The organism is Mesorhizobium sp. P2_A8, assembly GCF_056404935.1.
On sequence record NZ_JBFUDB010000022.1, the window covers coordinates 1 to 19,830 of the forward strand.

The window sequence follows — 19,830 nt, forward strand, 5'->3', positions numbered from 1 at the left end:
TTACATGTGGGCCCACGAATGGGATGCCACAGCCAAGGCGTTTCAATATATCGACGAGACGTCCGCCACCGGGGAGCAGGATGTGCCGGCCGCCGACCTGAACATGCTGATCGTGAACGGGTTCGGCTTTGTCTACCAACACACCGGCGACGCGACATACCTGCAGCGCGGCAACATCGTCTTCGAGGGCGGGGTGGAGGGCACCTGGCTCGAAGGCTCGAAGCAGTTCAACCAGCAATATGCAAGCTCTTACAATTACATCGCCTATACCCACGCCGACCCGCCCGGAGCTGTCGAGCTCCACGGGGGACCCGGAGCCGACCAGCTTGTCGGCCGCGCCGGCAATGACAGGCTGGATGGCGGCGCCGGCAACGATGTGCTTGACGGGGGCGCGGGAGCTGACCGGCTTGTCGGCGGGGACGGGCTTGATTGCGCCAGCTATGCCAGCGCGGCCAAATCCGTAGTTGCCGACCTGGCCAACGCCGGGGCCAACCGGGGCGATGCATTCGGCGACATCTTTTCTGGTATCGAAAACATTAGTGGCAGCAATTTCGCCGACACGCTCCGCGGCGACACGCACAACAACGTGCTCTCAGGCCGCGCCGGCAATGACAGTCTGAATGGCGCCGCCGGCAACGATGTGCTTGACGGCGGCGCGGGAGCTGACCGGCTTGTCGGCGGCGACGGGCTTGATTGCGCCAGCTATGCCAGCGCGGCCAATTCGGTGGTTGCCGACCTGGCCAACGCCGGCKCCAACCGGGGCGATGCATTCGGCGACATCTTTTCCGGCATTGAAAACCTTGGTGGCAGCAATTTCGCCGACACGCTTCGCGGCGACATGCACAACAACGTGCTCTCAGGCCGCGCCGGCAATGACAGTCTGAATGGCGCCGCCGGCAACGATGTGCTTGACGGCGGCGCGGGAGCTGACCGGCTTGTCGGCGGCGACGGGCTTGATTGCGCCAGCTATGCCAGCGCAGCCAATTCGGTGGTTGCCGACCTGGCCAACGCCGGCGCCAACCGGGGCGATGCACTCGGCGACATCTTTTCCGGCATTGAAAACCTTGGTGGCAGCAATTTCGCCGACACGCTTCGCGGCGACATGCACAACAACGTGCTCTCAGGCCGCGCCGGCAATGACAGTCTGAATGGCGCCGCCGGCAACGATGTGCTTGACGGCGGCGCGGGAGCTGACCGGCTTGTCGGCGGCGCCGGGCTTGATTGCGCGAGCTATGCCAGCGCGGCCAAATCCGTAGTTGCCGACCTGGCCAACGCCGGGGCCAGCGGCGGCGATGCATTTGGCGACATCTTTTCTGGTATCGAAAACATTAGTGGCAGCAATTTCGCCGACACCCTCCGCGGCGACACGCACAACAACGTGCTCTTAGGCCGCGCCGGCAATGATAGTCTGGATGGCGCCGCGGGCAACGATGTGCTTGACGGCGGCGCGGAAGCGGACATCTTGACGGGCGGGTATGGCGCCGATAGGTTTCAGTTTCAATCAACGGGCGATACGATCCCTGGATCGCGTGACACCATCAGCGACTTCGTGCACGGGCTGGACCGCATAGATCTGCGCCTGATTGATGCGAACACAAATGTCTCTGGAGATCAGGAGTTTTCCTTCATCGGAGACCACGGTTTCAGTGGCAAGGCCGGTGAAATGCACTTCGTGGACCACGTGCTTTCGGGCGACGTCAACGGCGACAGCATCGCCGACTTCGCTATTTACATCCAAGGACCTGGTCCCTCCTACCCGGATTTTTTCTTGTAAATCGGATTGGGTTGGACCTGCCTTGATGGCCCGATGCTCTATCAGCGCCGGTAACGGCCGACCATCAACAGTTGGCTGCGCACCGGCGGGCAGCATTGCGAGCATGAATGGACCATCCCGTCACATCCGCCAATGGACTGGGGCCTCGCCTTGCTGGCGGGGCAGCGCGCTTTTCACGTCCATCACAATCCCTCGGCCTCCGCGCAGGATGCCCGTGAGCAGGGGCCAGCCCGCATCAACATACGGCCGGTGCGGGACGGCAAGTATGACCAGATCGGCGGACGAAAGCGCCTCGATCGGTTTTAAGTTCAAGCCATATTCGTGAAGGACATCTTGCGGTCGGGCGATCGGATCGGAGATCTCGACACTCACACCAAAGCTCTCAAGCCCGCGGACGATGTCGATAACACGCGAATTTCGGATGTCGGCCACGTCCTCCTTGAAAGTAACGCCCAGTATTGCCACACGGCGCGGACCCACCACTTGTGACAGCAGTCGCATGGCTTCTTGAGCGATTCGCTCCCCGACCTTATCGTTTACTCGGCGACCAGCAAGGATAACCTGCGGGTGATACCCTTTGCGCTCGGCGCTATGGGTCAGATAATAGGGGTCCACTCCGATGCAGTGGCCGCCGACGAGACCCGGAGAGAACGGGAGGAAGTTCCATTTGGTAGCGGCGGCGGCGAGCACGTCAGCGGTGTCGATGCCCAGCAGCGCAAAAATCTCTGACAGCTCATTCATGAAGGCGATGTTGAGATCTCGCTGTGAGTTCTCGATTACCTTGGCCGCCTCTGCGACCTTGATGGAGGGCGCGATATGGATGCCTGCTGTGACCACGGTAGCATACACTGCGGCGATGATATTGGCGTCATCCCGGGTCTGGGCGGAAACTACCTTGCGAATGGTCTCGAGGCGATGTTCCTTGTCGCCCGGATTAATCCGCTCGGGCGAGTAGCCGAGATGGAAATCCACACCCGCCTTCAGCATCGAGGCGCGTTCGAGAACGTTTGCGCAATCCTCCTCTGTGGCGCCGGGATACACAGTAGACTCATACACTACAAAGTCGCCCTTCTTGAGGGCGCCGCCGACGGTTTCGGAGGCCTTGAGCAGTGCCGACAGATCCGGCCGTCGCGCGGCGTCGATCGGCGTCGGTACCGTGATGATGAAGAAATCGGCCTCGGCTAGCTCGGCGGGATTGTTGGTGAAGCGCAGCGAGGCGGAAAGAACATCCGCAAGCTCCAGTTCGTTGTTGCGATCGATGCCGCCGCGAAGCTCAGCAATGCGGAGGGGATCGATATCGAAACCCAGGACCTTGAAGCCGTTGCGCGCGAAAGCGGTCGCCACCGGGAGCCCGACATAGCCGAGCCCCACCACGGCGATCCGGCGCCTGAGAACGTCAATCACGCTGTTCATGGTGTTCTCCCCATGCCTGCGAACAGGCGTTGGATCCAATAATTTCCCACCGTCGAACGGGGCTGCCCAACGCAGATCAACGGGAACATAGCCAATCCTCCAGTTGCAAGAGGGAGAACAGACGCTGGCTGTGGTCGCGCGCGCCCGTTGCGTGTTCAGCTACCAGGCGCCGTATCCCCGCGGGCTTGAGTAGGCCGAGCCCTTGGAGGGCCTCGCTCCGCGTCAGCGCTTCAAGCCTCGGCCGCAGTTGGCCGGAGAACCAGACCTGCAACGGTACAGAGAAGCCTTGCTTGCGGCGTTCAAACATTGCGCGCGGCACGTGGCGCGCAAGCAGATCGCGCAGAATGCGCTTTCCGCCGCGCTCGTCCATCAGGAAGTGGTCGGGAAGCGACAGGCCGAATGCAAGGACTTCATGGTCCAGCAGAGGCGCGCGGGCCTCCAGGCTGTGAGCCATGGTGGCGATGTCGAGCTTCGGCATAAGGTCGTCGGCGAGATAGGTCCGGATGTCAGTGTAGCGCATCTTGCGCAGGGTAGTGCCGCCCGCCCGCGTATACGCGTCGATTAAGATCGAGCTCGCGGGGTCCAGACCCGCACGTCGCCGTTCGAGCAGCTCGCCATCGTACAAAAACTCCGCTTCCGTCGCGTTGACGAAGGAGCGGAGAGCAGCAAAACGCTCCGCCCGCGAAAGCTCGAGTACCGTCAAGCCGCGCTCGATTCGGCCCATTGTGACGCTGTGTTGACAATGGCGGGCCGCGAGACGAGCCGCCCGGGCCCCAATGCGGGCCACGCTAGCCGGGATTAAGTTCGCCAGGCGGTCGAGGCGTCGCGCATTGCCGTACCAGCCATAGCCGGCGAAACCTTCGTCGCCTCCATCGCCTCCCAGAGCAACGGTGATCGATGGCCTCGCATGCTGGGCCATCGCCCAGAGCGCGAGGGCGGAAGAATCTGCGTAGGGTTCGCCGAAATGTAGCGTCATCCGGGGCAGGATATCGAGAAGATCCGGCCGCCCACGCAGGGTGTGATGCCGGGTGCCAAGATGGTTCGCAATGGCGGACGAGAACACGCTCTCGTCGAAGCGGCTGTCTTCGAAGCCCACGCAAAATGTCTCGATCTGCTCCACCGACTGACGCACGGTCGTGGCGGTGACGAGACTGGAATCGATACCACCGCTCAGAAACACCCCCACGGGTACGTCGCTGCGCAGCCGGAGGGCGACGGCCTTATCAAGCTTTTCCTGAAGTTCATCCAAGGCATTCTGATAGGAACCCGAATAGGGCTCGGCGTAATCCGCGGGATCCCAAAATCCGCGCAGGCATAGCCCCCGATGGCCAAGCGTCGCGAGGCTGGCGGCCGGCATCTTAAAGGTATTGCGGTAGATTGTGTACGGCGCGGGGATGTAACCCAGAGCGAGATAGATATCGAGCGCCTGTGGGTCGAGGCTGTTTACCGCCGTCCCGGCGCGAAGCGCAGTCAGGGAAGAGGCGAAGTATAGGCATTTTCCTTCGACCGTATAGAACAACGGTTTTTTGCCGAGACGATCGCGCGCGAGAAGCAGGGACCCTGACCGATCGTCCCATGCTGCGAACGCAAACATGCCTCGTAACACTTTCACGCTTTCTTCGCCCCGGCGCATGATGAGGCGCAGGAGGATTTCCGTGTCTGATCTGGTGCGGAACATCTCACCCTCGCCAGCCAGTTCCTCCCGCAATTCGAGGTAATTGTAGATCTCTCCGTTGAAGGTGATCCCGATGCTCCCGGACTCGTCCAGCATCGGCTGGTTTCCTGTCGCCAAGTCAATAACCGCCAACCTGCGATGCGCGAGAACCGCACGCCCAGATGGCGCAATCCAAAGTCCGGCTCCATCCGGCCCGCGATGCGTCATTCCGGCCGACATTGCCTCGACTCGTCGAGGATCGGGACGGATGCCGGGGGCGAGGCTTATGCCGCCCGCAATGCCGCACATGTCGAGACCCCGCCGTTAGCGAGCCGAAGAGCGCTCATGCTTCTTCCTCAAAATGGAATGGTATAGCTCCTCATATGCGATCACCATTGCAAGCTGTGAAAAGTTTGACGTAACCCGCTCGCGGCCTTTCGCCGCCAACTGCGAGCGAAGCTCGCTGTCCCGTAAAAGGCGCATGACAGCGCTGGCCATCGCGGCGGCATCGCCCGAAGGCACAAGCATGCCGCATGCGCCGCCCGCAAGGAGATCGGGCGTGCCGCCAACGGCGGTCGCCACTACCGGCACGCCGCTCGCCATCGCCTCCAGCAGGCTGATCGAAGTACCTTCCGAAAGTGACGGCAGGACGAAGACGTCGAGGTCGCGATACAAGGGTGCTGTATCGGCAATCGCTCCAGCAAAAATGACAGACTGGGAAATCCCCATTTCCGCGACGAGCGCTTCGAGTTCTTGGCGTAAGGGCCCCTCACCCGCAAGCACCAAGCGCGTCTGCGGAAGGGATAAAAGCACCAGCTTCAATGAGGCAAGCAGTAACGCGTGATTCTTGATCGGATCGAGTCGGGCAACGCAACCGACCAGGGAAGAACCTGGAGCGATGCCGAAACGAGCGTGAATTGATCCGCTTCGATGGCCCGGCGCGAAGCGCGCCGTGTCGATTCCGTTTGGGAGGACGGTGACCTTCGACGCCGGTATCCGGGTTCGTTGGACGAGATGGCGACGCAACGGCGCCGAGACCGCTACGACGACGTCCGAATGGAGCGCTCCCCACCAACGCAACAGCTCGCTCTGCCACCCCTCGCCGTAGGCGAAACCGTGCAAGGTGCTAACCTTCGCGGGCACACGGACAGAACAGGACGCCAAAGCAGCTTTGGCCCAAACTGCATTATGCGCGTGGACGACGTGGCAGCCGCGTGCCGCGACATGCGCCCTCAGCTTGGCGTCAGGAAAGAAATTGGGGCGAATGCCGGGACAGCGCACCAGGCTTACCGACACGTCGCTAGCACGAAGAGCCACGGCGAGTTCGCCCTCCTCCTCCAGGCAGGTAATTCCAACCCGATGTCTGCGAGCAGCAAGCCCTAAGGCGAGATCCCGCGCCATCATTTCCATCCCCCCCATTGCCAGGGACGGGATGACCATCTCGATCCTCAGGCTGGCCTGAGGCGTACCATTCGTTTCATGGCGAATGGCGTTCAAGGGATAGTTCCCGCTGTGACCCGGTCGGGACGCAGCTCACGGTAGAGGCCCAGATGTCGGCAAACCCGCTTCTCCAGCGAGAACCGTGCGGCCACCGCGGCTCGCGCCGTCTTCGCGGAAGGGCTTCTTCCGTATTCGAGGGATTGTCTAATCGCCTTGGCCAGCGAGCAGGGGTCGCCTGGGGCGACGATCCGGCCTGCTGCCTCGTCGGCTAGGACCTCCGGCACGGCTCCAACGGCGGTTGCAACAACGGGTACATCAGCGCTGAGGGCTTCGAGAAGGACGTTGGGAAGTCCCTCGCTGCGCGAAGGGAGCACGACCAGATCGAGTTGCCGGTACAGGGATCCGACATCCTCGACCGTTCCCAGAAAGTGTATATCCGATTGGACGCCAAGCGCGACTGCCTGCTGCTCCAGCGCCGCACGCTCGGGGCCGTCGCCGGCAAGGACGATGGAAACCGAGCGGGCCGGCAAGAAAGACACCGCCTGGATCAGCACATCTACGCCCTTCTCCGGACTCAGCCTACCTATTACGCCGATGAGCGGCACCCCGGGACGACGAATGGCCCCAAGTTCCACCGGCGAGCTTTCGGACGGGATGGCCAGGATCGCGTTGTGGATGACGCGGACCCTTTCGCCGGCAGCAGAGAAATGGCGCTTGTGACGCTCGGACATTACGACAAGCCGATCGGCTCGCGGAAGCAGCATTCCGTCAATACGGTTGTACAGCCTGACCTTCCAGCCCTCGTTCGTAGAACCGTGAAAGAACGCGATCCAAGGCCAAGGTGGGTTCGTCAGCTTCAGCAGATAGGCCATGACCGTCGTGCGATAGTTGTGTGTCTGCACGATATCGGGTTTCCATTCACGCAAGCTCCGACCAAGGCGTAGGAGAAGGGAGACGTCGAGGGGCCCATTGTCAGGAAGTACAACGTACTCGACCCCGGCACGCTCCAGATAGGCGATGAACGGTGACGCCGAACGCCCGGTCCGCTGGAACATGTAGACACGTAGCTTGACCCCGTGCTCCCTCAACTGGCTCGCCAGAGCCGTCAACTGCCGACCAGGCCCAGATACGATGGCCGTGTCGATCAGCGAAGCCACGCGCAGTCCGGCGAAATGCAAAGGCTGGTGTTGCACAACACCGGGGGCCAGGGATGATACCCTGCTTCCAGCCGGCGCGGGCCAGTCCATATTTGTACCTGTATTACGGCCCTTCAACATCTGCTTAGCTTCCGATCGCAGCAGAACTGAAAAAATTTCGGCTTACCGATCAAGAGAGGATCATGACAGATGTAGGTACCACGCAATGCAGATATCAATATCATACAAGCGGATGAGAGGCGCCACCTCGGTTCACCCGGAATTGGTACGGAAAGACTTCGTAGGGCGTAGGAATATGAAAGTTTCAGTGATCATTCCGCTCTTCAACAAGGCGCCTTACTTGGAGCGGGCTCTCAACTCGATTTGGGCTCAGGATTTCGATGACTTCGAAGTTATCGTCGTCGATGACGGATCCAGCGATGGCGGCCTCTCGGTCGCGCGGAGTCATAGGGACAAGCGCATGCGAGTTATATCGCAGGCGAACGCCGGGCCAGGCGCGGCCCGCAACCGCGGGCTTGCAACGGCAAGAGCTCCCTTCGTGGCATTCCTGGACGCGGACGACGAGTGGATGCCGAATTTTTTATCTGCTGGCATGAGACACTTCGCAAAAGCGGGATCCGAAATTGCCAGTGTGACCGCCGGCTACCTTGAGATGCCGGCCGGCGCCTCGTCCGAAGCTCTGTGGCGGTCGCGCGGCCTGTCCTTTGGCCCAGTTCGGTTGAACCCGACTACTGATCCGTCCTTTGCGACTTCGATCGTGGCGTTCATGACGCCCTGCACGACAATCGCTCGCACTGATGTGATCCGCGCGTTCGGAGGGTTCTACGACCGGAACGGTTGCCGGTACGGGGAGGATGCCCATCTGTGGTTCAAATTGGTCCTCAACGAACAGGTGATGGTCGACCTTGAGCCGCGTGTATGCATACACCGTGAAGCATCCAGCCTAAGCAGCAATCTGCCAGCTGTGAGGCCGGTCGAGCCTTTTCTTGAGGACCCCTCCGAGATCGAAGACAGCTGCCCGACAGGTCTTCGACCGCTTCTGGAGCAGATGCTGGCAATTCGCGCCTTCAAGACCGCATGCGTACTTGGCTATTGGGGGGATTGGCGCAAGGCAGCCGCACTCAGGCGTCGCTTCGCGAGGCATTCTTGGAGACCAATGCTGCCCTACCAATTCGGGTCGATGGTTTGCTCCACCCCGATGGGTCCCGCGTTGGGCGCCGCCTGGCGGCGCCTGCAAGACGGGCGGCAGCCGAGGGCACCAGCTTAGGCGCTTTCCGGGCGATCCAAAAGGAAAGGTTCATGCTTCCTGGCGCCAATTCGCGTGATGACTGGTGCTCCAGCAGCCTCGCTGAACTCGTCGGGATCACGGAGGGTTGTATCGAGGAATTCCGCGATGCCCGCTAGGCCGAGACCGAGCAATATACCCGCCGCCAAGGCGGCGAAGAGATAAACAATCGGGGATCTCGTCGAAAATTCGGGATCGCGCGGAGGATCAACAATTCGGATGAGCTCCGGTGCCCGCAAAATACCCACGGCGTCCCCCAGCCGAACCGACTCGAGACGTTTCTGTGTTGCTTCGAGCTTGTCCTGGGCTACCGCGATGTCGCGTTCCCTGTCGGGGATCTGCGCCTTCAAGCGGTCGTATTCGGAAATGTTACGCTGCTCGGCCTCCATCGCGGCAACTACCTTTTCATGCTCGGACAGGGCGGCCGTCCGCCTGGCAAGTGCGTCTCGCAGTGGGGCGACCTCTTCCGCCCGCATCGATTGCTCCTGCTGTTCGCCCCCGCTCCCCTGCGGGCTGGCCGGTCGGTCGATTTCCTGTTCGAGTTGTTCGATGGTTGCGTCTGCAAGCGCCGCAGGCCTGGCAAGCTCGACAGCCTTGTCGGCTTGGCGCAACTCCTCCGCCTTTGCCTGACGCAGTTGGTTGAGCTCTTCTAGCCTCGCCTGGGCCGCAGCAGGGCTGCCAATGGATAACTCCGCCTGCCGCCTTTCCAGGTCGACCTTCAACGCACGCGCCGCCGCCAAGTCGCGCGTGTGCTTTTCGACCAGGATTTGAATGGCGTCGGGTTCATTCTGTTCAGGAACCAGAGCCTCCAGAAACCTTGTTATGACGGCTTCGAGCTGCTTGCCCAAACCGGTCGGGTTCGGGCCGGAGTGGTAGATCTCGATGAAGTTTGTCCCCGCCCCTTCGAGCCACGTGGTTTCCCTGAGATCCCGAATCCTGACCGCGCGAGACGCCGGATCGGTCATGCCGAGATCATCCAGCACTCTGCCCAGCACACGATCGCTAAACAAAAGGGCCCGCAACGCGGCGAGCCGCTCCTCGTTCGTGACGAACTGCACGTTCGTGGGCTCTCGCGTGAGTGGGCCTGTTTCCCCGGATTCCTGGAGAAGCAATAGCGAGCGGGCAACATACTTGAGCGGCATCAGTTGGCTGGCGGCGAAGCCGGCCGGAAGCATAATCAGGACCGGTATGATCAGCAACCAGCGGCGCCTCCAGGCCGCCTGGACAAGAAGGCGCGTGACTTGTGTGGGTGACCTGTTCATGGCCGGAATAGAGAGTTGAAGCGGCTGGTTGAATCCGTCATCGGATTGATCCCTTTTCTATGATAGCAGCCAATTCCCGGCGCGCGGACTCCCAGTCATCTGGATTTGTGCTCCAACTGACAGGCGCATGGACCCAGGTCGGATCGGAGGAATCGCCGACCCCCGTCTCCCACAAAACCTTCGGGACCATTCGCTCGATGACGGCCCAGGTCGCCTGGCGGTCGATTGCCTCGGCAAGGGCCAGATATTCGACATCCTGAATCCCGCGGCGCCAGTGTTTCAGACGCAAGCTGGCAATCGGACCTTCGAGCTCGTAGGAATGCTCCCGAAAGATTGCGTCCGTGCCCGGATAGAACAGAACCCCGTCGCCGTTCGACGTGTTTGAGCCAGTTAGTCCCGTGATTTCGTCAAACTCAGGCGCTCCGCCGAATGTCTGCGCCTGCACGAAGACGTCGGTGTCGCCGCGCCCTCCCTGGTAATTTTTGTAATATGTGGCTTCCCAGAAGAACCACCGGTCGACGCGCATTTTGTACTGACCCCATGGGAGCTCACGCAACGCAACGCCGTCGTCCTCGATGGCGAAGGAACCCGAGGCGGGTCGGAGACCGTTGTAAAGATACAACCGTCTGCCGGTCTGCCGCAGCGCTTTTACCGCCTGCTCCCAGACCGGCGTGTCGCCTACGCCGATCCAGCTTGCGAAAATGGATAGCGAGGGTAACGCATCAAGGCTCTTGACCAGATTGGCTGTCGCAAAAGTGGCAAGAGCTGGTTCTTCGTTCGTGCCCGTGTTCAACGATCTCGCCCATTTTTCGGTCTGGTCGTAGTCCTCAGATTCGTCGGACAAATAGATAAAACGCTCTACATCAGGAAAATTCCTTCTGAACCATCGTTCCCATGCCGTTGCGTGGGACCGCATCGCCTCACTTCCGGCACCGCCCCACCACGATTCCCACGCACCATACAACCCGACGACGAACAGCTCGCTTCCGACGCCCTCGCATGGGCCGGCATAGCCGTTCTCACGCGAAAACAATTCGCCTGTCAGGCGTGGTATCCACTCGGGCCGCGGTTGATCTTGTCGCCACGGCTCGGCGCCAGAGTTGTCGTCCACGAGCGAGATGCGGTGGCGCCTAGCCAGCAGGAACTGCCGGTCGGCCACTCGACGAACCAGACGGTCCTGACTGGAATTGGGAGCGGGATAGGATTCGCCCGTGTAGCGGCGGGCGATCTCCTCATAGCTCGTCGCTACCATGGTTCGCGAGGTCGTGGTATCGGGAAGGATAAAGTTCAGAACTTCCAACCGAACTGGAATGCGCGCTCGCACGCGACCTTGTTCCGTGATCGTGATCGCCCCGGCATAGTCGCCCGGCGGGGTCGTTCGTGGCACATAAATATCAGCCCAGATACTTTGGTTGGAGCGGGCGGGGATGTCGAAGGCGTTGACCAGTTCCAGTGGGACGGCGATATCGGGGAAAAACTTGTCCGCGCCGGGCCGATCCTTCCACCCTCCATAAGGCGTGCCGGAGATGGACTGGCGTCTTAACCGCTCTGGTATTTGCCGTTCGTCATACGTGCCGTATGAAAGCTGGCTTAGTCCCCTGACCTGCAGGTACTGGATGTAGAAGAGCTCGATCTCTGTGGAAGTCCAATCGAACAGTTTCTGCCTCGTCCGAGCTGGATCGGAGCGGAGCCGGCGACCCGAGCTGTTCGTCAAGTCGCTGAATGCGACGCGGACCCCCTCAGCAGCGTGATCCGCTGCTTCGATCACCAAGTTAACCGACACGATCTCGTTTGCTGCGGCGAAGAGGCGGACCTGCCGTCCGTCCCAAATTGAATTGTAGATCGAGGTCTCCCCTGAATGAGCGCGCAATTCGTTGCGTGTGACCTTGTCGCCTCCGTCATTGGCCCAAATGGCGGTGATAGCTCCCGTGTCGACAAGAGTGGCACCTGATGCCGCAACACAACACCATGCCAGCAGCAGCGTTGCAAAGACGCAACGAAACCCTCGTGGGCCGGGCGGTATGATTTTCCGGCGCATCAAGGTCCTCCCACGCCAAGGTAGAAGCAGCCTCTCCAATCGGCCTCGCCGCGTTGCATCAGCATTTTTTCCCGCCTTGGAACGTCTTCGGGTTCTGATAGCTTAACGTATCGCATCATAGTGGAAGTAGTGAACCAGTACCAACCCTCGGTTTTGTCGGGAGTAGATCCCCTTGGCGCGATCCTTGAGCGTGAGTGTGGTGGCAAGCTGCTTTGGTGCCGTCCTCAATGCGGTGTGTGGTCTTGTGACTGCGGCATTCCTCCTGAGACAGCTTGGGCTGGAGACGTTCGGCCTGTGGGCGCTCGTCGTCTCGACGACATCGCTGCTTTGGTTGCTGGACTTCGGCACGACAGTTGCTGTGGGACGCCTCATCGCCGCTGGCCGGGGGGAAAGCAGCATCGACGGCATCAACCGGATCTTCTCGACAGCTGTCGCGATGCTCGGTGTCTGCGCGAGCGGCGTGGCGCTCATCGCTTGGTTCATTCCGCTCGTGTTCCTAGCGGTGTTCACAGTGCCTCCGCAAGACGCGGCGAGTGTCGTTCTGGCGCTGCGCCTGATGGCTCTTGCAAGCGCCGTCCACTTCATTGCGGCGCCGTTTACCTGCCTCCTGTGGGGCTATGAGCGGATGGACCTAATCAATATTATAGAGGTGCCTCTTGTCCTGCTGCGGCTCGCGCTGCTCATGATGTTCGTGGGAATAGGCTCGCCACTGTGGATCGTTGCAGCATGCACGCTTTTTACCGGCTGCCTGAGCGCGGTGACCATGGCTTACGCCAGCTTTCAGGTGGAGCCTTGGCTTGCCCCTTGGCCGCATATGGCCACAAGGAGAACCGCAGCGACGATTCTCCGACTGGCTATCGACTTTGCGGCGCTGAATGCCGCGAGGTCGATCGCGCTCCAACTGAGTCCAATTCTCGTCGGCTACACACTCAGCAATGCGGCCGTGGGAGTTTTCGCCATCGCGCGCCAGCTCTCGGTCAATTGCAATGTCCTTTTGTCCGCGACGACCGAAGCCGTCGCGGCGCGATCGGTCCGGCTGTTCCATGAGCAAGCTCACACGGCTCAGCAGACCTTGCTCGTGGAGGGCGGCCGGTACACTACCGCCTTGAGCTGTCTTCTCACCATCGGCCTGCTCGTCCTAGGCGACAGCTTCATTCACCTTTGGCAGGGCGGACGCGCCGACGAAGCCTATCAGCAACTCCGGATCCTCATGCTCGGTGAGCTGATCGCCTTGTCGCAATGGGTCACTTACTGGGTCATCGCCGGAGTGAAGAAACACCGGCTGCTTGCCGTCTTTGCCGTTTGCGAGAGCGTCACCATCACCGGCCTGAGCCTTCTGCTGGTCCAGTTTTTCGGCCTCTCCGGCATCAGCTTCGCCGCAGCAGCGGCCGCAGTCCTGTTTCGAGGCATAGGACCGCTACTCTATGGCTGCCGGCTTCTAGCCGTGGAGCCGCGGCGATATATGGTGCGGGTGATACTGCCAAATGCGGTTGGCGGGCTGATTGGCGCGCTGGCGGCTTATTGCCTTGACGCATGGCTCGATCCTCGCGATTGGCGCACCTTTTTCCTGGCGGGATCCTTATGTGCACTGGTGTCCGTCGCGAGCCTAATCCCATTCCTGTTTCCCCAAATACTCTTGTTGAAACTGTGGCCGCTCATCCGGCGAGGCTGAGGTGGTCCGATCGTGCTTCGATCCCAATGTTGGCACTGATTCAAATCCCGCAGCCACTTGCGGCCGCGACCCAGACTGTCGCGCGAAGACGTCGCTCCAATCCGAACCGTCAGCCGAGGCTGACGCCCACCTTATTGTGGCGGACGAGAATGCAAGGAGAGCATAGAGGGCCCAATTGTAAGCTTCGCTGAGAAATGACCCGGCGACACAGAAACCTGCCAAGCCGGCCGTAATCGCGTAGGCAAAACCCTGCATATCCGGTGCCGCTGAGTTGCGCTCCAGCAATCGCTGGGCGCGAACGGCGGATTTGAAGGTCAGGGCGACCATGATCACGAACGTCCCCAGCCCCAAGAATCCCGTTTCGCCGAGAACCTGAAACCACGCGCTGTGGGCGGTCAAGGCACGATCGAACCACACGTCGGTATAGGTGTAGAACTCGTCAACGAAGTTGTTTATGCCGACTCCTGTGAAGGGCCGGTCGAGCGCCATATTGGTGGCGGCAGACCACGCATAGAGTCGACCACTCGCCGATTCCCCACTCATATCCTCTGCGCCGCCGGACACGCGGTCGGAAAGGTTCATCGCCATGTACAACCCTGCCGCAACGACGGGGATGACGAACAGAAGGATTGTGCGCAACTTCATCACTCGAGTTGCGCTCACAGCCAGGACAGCCACCACCCCGAGCAAGCCGCCGCGACTTTGCGTACAAACCACCCCTGCGGTAACGACCCCGCTTCCGACCAGGCCGAGCAAGACATCAATGGCTCTGGTTCGTGAGAGCAGCAGGGAAAGGCAAAAACTCAGGGAAAATGTGAGGGTCAGGGCGAGAATGTTCGGGTCGCCCAAAGGCGATCCGAGCTCCCGGGCAACGGTTGCACGGCTCACTTCCACGAGCCCGATGCCATTGAGCCGGTTAGAGATGGTTACGGCGCCGACGAGGAGACCCGACAGGACGATCAGATAGGTGGCAACCCTGAACCCCCCCGGTTCGCGCAATGTCCAGCCGAGTGCGAACGTGATAAGGACCACCTTGATGAAATTCTCGGACCAGTAGGAATACGCCAGCACGTGCGATTTCGCCGTCAAGACTCCCAGCGAGACGATAAGTGCAAAAACGAGGAGCGTCTTCATTTCCGCTGAAAAATAGGCCGTGATGCGGCGGGAGAGCACCAGGTGCCATGCCACGGAGGCGAGACCGAGTACGCTCAAGGCGAGCGGTATTTGCAGCGGCTGCAAAACGGGGAAAACTTCATGTAGGCGGAACATTGAGAAGATCACGAACAGCAGCAGGGTCAAGGACGGGAACCACAAGGCGGCCGCCACGCTGAGCAGCGCCACTGCAGCCAAAAGAGGCGCGAACGGGTTCGGCGACACCCCCCAAAGCAGCAAGGTGGCTATCGTGATTGCGGCGGCTAGGAGGACTTCTTCGCGCATCCAGGCGGTGCCTATATTCGCGGTATTGGGGAAGCTGACGGACGGCACCCATAAAGACGACGTGCGCGGGCCTTTCTTGTGCTAGCGCCAAGGCGCGGCGTCGGCTCATGATACTGCTGGGCCGATGACGCACCGCAACGGGTCGCGGAGCGGACTGACATCAGTTGAGTAGATCGTTGTTTATGGCCCAATTCTGGACGCGCCTCCGCAGCTGGGGCATGGGCCAGAGAAGCCAGGAGGCGATCGACGCGATCTCAACTCCCATGCTCGAATAACGGTCTTCGTTCAGGATAACGCCTCCAATGGTGCACCGTGCCGCCCTCAACTTCTCGACGACGCTCCGCAGCTGCGACCGTTTGGTGAAGCCGCGAGGGCAGGTCAGCAGCAGATAGTCGCATGCGCCGCCCAGAGGTAGGGGGTTCAGTTTAGCAGGCGAAACGGCAAGGACCGGCCCCAGTTCGAGAAGAATGAATTGATATACCTCAAGGAAACCCTCGAGGATCGTCCTGAGTTGAGCGGTGTCCGCACACGCATAGCGGCTCTCCGGGCTGGGTGTTAACGTGATGACATCCAAGCCCTGTTGCTTGTGGGTGATGTTTCTGTCTGCAAGCATGTCGGAGAGGGTGTAGGCAGAGCCTTGATCCTCACGGATAACCTGTTGAAGGTCGACTAGCAGAACCGATCTGCCTGACCGCGCCAGAAATTCCGCGGCGCCCCAAGCAACCGATTCAACGACCCTGTCGCATTCGGCAGATGTAAAACCGATGATGCGCTTTTCGGCACTCGAAATTGCGATGACGACATCCTCTATTTGCCGCAGCTCGACATCCGTCATTTTGCATTGCCTGTGCCGCTGGTCTTGCCGCCGCTAGGCGCTTCGGCCTCTTGCTCCAATTCTTGCGAAACGAGAAGTACGTCTCCTGGCAATAGAAAGGATGATGTTTGCGCTGGCGCTCGCTGCTCTCCAGTCTCGCTGCGGCGGACGATAGTGTATTTGATCACCATAGGCCGCGACGGCGTTGCCGCAGCCCCTGCGGTTTCAGCGGCAAGCCTGTCGTATCTGTTCGTGGCTGCTTCGACATCGATGCTCGCCTTTGACAGTTCGCCTTCGAGCCTCGCGATCTCGGCGTCTATTCCCGCTGCTCGATCTTCCTCGAGCGCCACTGCTTCCTGCTTGAGCATGGCGGCCGTACTTTGCACACGCGCCCGCGCGACCGCTACATTCGTCGCCTTTTCCTCCAATTCGGCGATCTTGATCTCGCTCTCAAGCTCTCGCTCGCGAGGAACGAGGCCTTTCTGCAAAAGCCCTGCCAACTTTTCGTGCATGTCGCGGCGCATTCGGAGTTGTTCGTTCACTCGGGCGGCCTGTTCTTCGAGCGCATCGAGTTCATCGCCGGCGAGGTCGGCGCTTCGTTCGAGCGCCGCCTTTTTCTTCTCAAGCCCGGTTCGGCGACTGTTCAGGTAGGACTGCTGACCTTGAATCAAGGATCTGGCCTCTTCCTCGCCCACCAATTTCACAAGGACCGGCGGTACTTCGACTTGTGCGCTGCCTGCTTTCTCAGCTTTCAGCCCCGCAAGGGAGGCTAGGAGCAGTTTCTGCTCCTCACGCCCGGTTCGCAATAAGCGCAAAGCCTCCACGTCGCTGATATTCTCGCTGCTGATGGCCCCCTCGGGTGCCCGGTAGAGACCGCCAACCAAAGCCTCGGCCTGCAACACTGTGATCGCTGGATGCCATTCGACGGCTCCGGGTTTGCTTACGAAACCCGTCACGAAAAGCGGGCGATAGCTGATTATCTCGGCGGTGACGTAAGTCCCGTGGCTCGTGAATTCGGTCACGCGCCGCGTCAACTCCTGTTCCAATTGCGCCAAGGACATGTCGGCGACGTTTATTCGTCCGATAACAGGAACCGACAAGGTTCCGTCCGGGCTGATACGGTATTCCCCGGTCAGGTCAGCTTGCCCATGGAATCTCAGCAATAGTCGATCGGCGGTGGTGACCTGGACGGATGGTGGCTCCTCCAGAGACTGGCCCACCGTCGAAATCTGGACGTCATCCGCTGCGGCTAACGGCATAAACACGCCCATGGCCAGAACGGAAACTACAGTGAACAAAAAGACCGATGAAACCTTCATCACTGAATTCGCTTCGTCACCGCATGCGCCGTAGCGGGCCGTATGCCATCAGCCTCACGCTCGTTGCAACCAACAAGACGTGAACCTAGGGCTGGCTTGCGTCCACCGCAAGGCTGCCCAATATTATCGATGGAAATTATGATGGAAGCCCTTTCGCCTCCAGAGGACGGGAGTCTCTGAATGGAAATGGCGATACTTGCCTGCTGCGCGGTTCTGCTGCTTTACCACCACGTCGGCTACCCCGTTCTTCTGCGCCTGCTCGCAAGCGGAATCGAGCGCCGCCGAAGATTGTCTTCTGAAACAGGCGCGCGCTTCTTTCGCCCCGAAGTTCCTATTCCGTCCCTGGCACTGCTCATTCCTGCATACAACGAAGAGCGGGTCATACGGCGCAAAATAATCAACTGTGCGCTACTTGATTACCCGCCGGATAAGCTCACAATCGTTATTGCACTCGACGGGTGCAAGGACGACACGGAAACTGTTCTGAGAAATACATTGGCGGAATACCCTTCTTGCACCGCCAGAGTGGTCGTACTCGAACTCAATATCGGCAAGATCGGAGTCCTGAACCAGCTTGTGCCTGAAATCCAAACGGATCTCGTCGCGCTGAGCGATGCGTCGGCTCTGTTAAACAATGACGCGGTCGGGCGAGCAGTGGCCCATTTCAATGATCCGCGTGTCGGGGTGGTCTGTGGGACATATGCCTTGCCCGAGGATGCCTCGCCAGGCGAGCGCGCCTACTGGGACTACCAAATTCGGATCAAGTCCGACGAGGCGCTGGTAGCGGCGCCGATGGGCGCTCATGGAGCCTTTTATGTGTTTCGCCGGACTCTTTGGACGCCGTTAGAGCCGGATACGATCAATGACGACTTCATGCTACCTATGCGTATCATTTCCCAAGGTTGGAAAGGAATCTACGACCGGCAGATCGTCGCCACGGAGTTGGAGGCCACGAATTCACGACAGGATTTCCGCCGACGTATCCGGATCGGTGCGGGAAACCTGCAACAGGCATTGCGTCTCTGGAGGCTGGCCAATCCCATGAACTACAGGCTTGCCTTCGTCTTTGTTTCTGGAAAAGGGCTTCGCTCCTTCCTGCCATTCATACTTGTGGCAAGTTTCGCAGCATCCGTTTCGCTGGCCCTGTCCGGCGGCATGGTCTGGCAGGCGTTGCTGGCCGCCGAATTGACGGCCGGCGCGCTCGTTTTCGCTGGAGCGGCGATGCCAGGACGGCTACCCAGAGCATTGAATTCCTTCAGCTATCTCGTGCAGGGATATGTCGCGTCGGGGTGCGGTGCGCTTCTCCTTCTGAGCGGACATGCCAAGGATGTCTGGCAGGTCTCGAAGGCGAAGAGGATCTCGCTTCATCCTCCGTCGGAAAAAATCCCGCGATAGCAAGTGCGGCGGATGTTGCGATGGATGCCTGCAAGGGGGCGGTTCTGGGGAAGCCCATCTTCCATTCAAACGAAGAAGTCGGCGTGAGAAAGGGTGTCGTTTATTTGTAGAGCGAAGTCGGCGATGCTGTCGCCGTTGACGTCGCCCGAAAGCACGTGGTCCACGAAGTGCATTTCACCGGCCTTGCCGCTGAAACCGTGGTCTCCGATGAAGGAAAACTCCTGATCTCCAGAGACATTGGCATTCGCATCAATCAGGCGCAGATCTATGCGGTCAAGCCCTGGCACGAAGTCGTTGATGGTGTCGGGCGATTCAGTAGCCATATCGCCGGTGGACTGGAACTGAAACTTATCCGCGCCATATCCGCCCATAAGGACGTCAGCTCCCGCGCCCCCTTTCAGCACATCGTTGCCCGCGCCGCCGACAAGCCTGTCATTGCCGTCGCCACCGACAAGCCTGTCAGCTCCCGCGCCCCCGTCAAGCACATCGTTGCCGGCGCCGCCGTCCAGCTTGTCATTGCGGTGGCCGCCGACAAGCCGGTCAGCTCCCGCGCCCCCGTCAAGCACATCGTTGCCCGCGCCGCCGTCCAGCCTGTCATTGCGGTGGCCGCCGACAAGCCGGTCAGCTCCCGCGCCCCCGTCAAGCACATCGTTCCCCGCGCCGCCATCAAGCTTGTACTTACCGCCACCGTCGAACAGAGCGTCGGCTCCGGCTCCGCCCAGGAACTGGTCCTTGCCGGTTCCCCCATGGAGTTCGACTGCTGCTTCGGGCGTACCGCTGTTCCTGTCGTCGTTGACGCCAGCGTCCGTCGCAGATTCGTCGGCTCGCGCGAGGTCTGACTGGCTGTCAGACGCGCTGCCGGTTCGGTCACTTCCAATGGCCAAGGGAATGTCGGTGTGGGTATAGGCGATGTAATTGTAGGAGCTTGCATATTGCTGGTTGAACTGCTTCGAGCCTTCGAGCCAGGTGCCCTCCACCCCGCCCTCGAAGACGATGTTGCCGCGCTGCAGGTATGTCGCGTCGCCGGTGTGTTGGTAGACAAAGCCGAACCCGTTCACGATCAGCATGTTCAGGTCGGCGGCCGGCACATCCTGCTCCCCGGTGGCGGACGTCTCGTCGATATATTGAAACGCCTTGGCTGTGGCATCCCATTCGTGGGCCCACATGTAA

At 60.4% G+C, this 19,830-nt stretch carries 14 protein-coding genes; 4 read left to right on the forward strand and 10 right to left on the reverse strand.

Going from position 1 to position 19,830, the window contains the following annotated elements; translation table 11 throughout:
- Nucleotides 1-1,774, forward strand: a 1,774-nt coding sequence (locus tag AC1D10_RS35280; RefSeq protein ID WP_477279902.1) for a calcium-binding protein, incomplete at its 5' end; no start/stop codon positions are given.
- A 120-nt stretch (nucleotides 1,775-1,894) separates the two neighbouring features.
- Here AC1D10_RS35280 and AC1D10_RS35285 read toward each other — a convergent pair.
- From AC1D10_RS35285 to AC1D10_RS35300, 4 genes are all read right to left on the reverse strand, one after another.
- Nucleotides 1,895-3,187: a nucleotide sugar dehydrogenase gene (locus tag AC1D10_RS35285; protein ID WP_477279904.1), complete on the reverse strand. Its 1,293-nt coding sequence runs from the start codon at nucleotides 3,185-3,187 to the stop codon at nucleotides 1,895-1,897.
- A gap of 76 nt (nucleotides 3,188-3,263) precedes the next feature.
- The gene (gene asnB, locus AC1D10_RS35290; protein WP_477279906.1) at nucleotides 3,264-5,150 is read right to left on the reverse strand and encodes an asparagine synthase (glutamine-hydrolyzing); all 1,887 of its coding nucleotides are present in this window, start codon (nucleotides 5,148-5,150) and stop codon (nucleotides 3,264-3,266) included.
- A gap of 15 nt (nucleotides 5,151-5,165) precedes the next feature.
- Nucleotides 5,166-6,338, reverse strand: a complete 1,173-nt coding sequence (locus AC1D10_RS35295; protein ID WP_477279908.1) for a glycosyltransferase — start codon at nucleotides 6,336-6,338, stop codon at nucleotides 5,166-5,168.
- Nucleotides 6,335-7,438 (reverse strand): glycosyltransferase, encoded by a 1,104-nt coding sequence (locus tag AC1D10_RS35300; protein WP_477279910.1) that lies wholly within the window; start codon nucleotides 7,436-7,438, stop codon nucleotides 6,335-6,337. Before AC1D10_RS35300 ends, AC1D10_RS35295 begins: the two co-directional genes overlap by 4 nt.
- Nucleotides 7,439-7,733: 295 nt before the next feature.
- Between AC1D10_RS35300 and AC1D10_RS35305 the strand changes: the two genes are divergently transcribed.
- Nucleotides 7,734-8,705 (forward strand): glycosyltransferase family 2 protein, encoded by a 972-nt coding sequence (locus tag AC1D10_RS35305; RefSeq protein ID WP_477279912.1) that lies wholly within the window; start codon nucleotides 7,734-7,736, stop codon nucleotides 8,703-8,705.
- Here AC1D10_RS35305 and AC1D10_RS35310 read toward each other — a convergent pair.
- Both AC1D10_RS35310 and AC1D10_RS35315 read right to left on the reverse strand, forming a co-directional pair.
- A complete protein-coding gene (locus tag AC1D10_RS35310; protein ID WP_477279914.1) occupies nucleotides 8,702-9,922 on the reverse strand; it encodes a GumC domain-containing protein in 1,221 nt (406 codons plus the stop codon). The genes AC1D10_RS35305 and AC1D10_RS35310 overlap by 4 nt on opposite strands.
- Nucleotides 9,923-10,022: 100 nt before the next feature.
- Nucleotides 10,023-12,023, reverse strand: a complete 2,001-nt coding sequence (locus AC1D10_RS35315; protein ID WP_477279916.1) for a DUF4091 domain-containing protein — start codon at nucleotides 12,021-12,023, stop codon at nucleotides 10,023-10,025.
- 190 nt (nucleotides 12,024-12,213) lie between these two features.
- On the opposite strand from AC1D10_RS35315, the gene AC1D10_RS35320 reads away from it, so the two are divergent.
- A complete protein-coding gene (locus AC1D10_RS35320; RefSeq protein ID WP_477279929.1) occupies nucleotides 12,214-13,695 on the forward strand; it encodes a lipopolysaccharide biosynthesis protein in 1,482 nt (493 codons plus the stop codon).
- On the opposite strand, the gene AC1D10_RS35325 is transcribed toward AC1D10_RS35320, so the two are convergent.
- The 3 genes from AC1D10_RS35325 to AC1D10_RS35335 form a co-directional block, all read right to left on the reverse strand.
- Complete coding sequence (locus tag AC1D10_RS35325; protein ID WP_477279918.1) at nucleotides 13,630-15,132, reverse strand: O-antigen ligase family protein; 1,503 nt, start codon at nucleotides 15,130-15,132, stop codon at nucleotides 13,630-13,632. The two genes, AC1D10_RS35320 and AC1D10_RS35325, sit on opposite strands and share 66 nt — an antisense overlap.
- Before the next feature lie 160 nt (nucleotides 15,133-15,292).
- Entirely contained in the window at nucleotides 15,293-15,967 is a 675-nt protein-coding gene (locus AC1D10_RS35330) for a P-loop NTPase family protein (protein ID WP_477279920.1), read from the reverse strand.
- Nucleotides 15,964-17,265, reverse strand: coding sequence for a polysaccharide biosynthesis/export family protein (locus AC1D10_RS35335; protein ID WP_477279922.1), 1,302 nt, complete (start codon nucleotides 17,263-17,265; stop codon nucleotides 15,964-15,966). The genes AC1D10_RS35330 and AC1D10_RS35335 overlap by 4 nt, the downstream gene beginning before the upstream one ends.
- 180 nt (nucleotides 17,266-17,445) lie before the next feature.
- Here AC1D10_RS35335 and AC1D10_RS35340 point away from each other — a divergent pair, with 180 nt between their 5' ends.
- Nucleotides 17,446-18,660: a glycosyltransferase family 2 protein gene (locus AC1D10_RS35340; RefSeq protein ID WP_477279924.1), complete on the forward strand. Its 1,215-nt coding sequence runs from the start codon at nucleotides 17,446-17,448 to the stop codon at nucleotides 18,658-18,660.
- 65 nt (nucleotides 18,661-18,725) lie between these two features.
- Here the strand turns inward: AC1D10_RS35340 and AC1D10_RS35345 are convergent.
- The coding region (locus AC1D10_RS35345) for a calcium-binding protein (protein ID WP_477279926.1) at nucleotides 18,726-19,830 on the reverse strand (1,105 nt) is incomplete at its 5' end.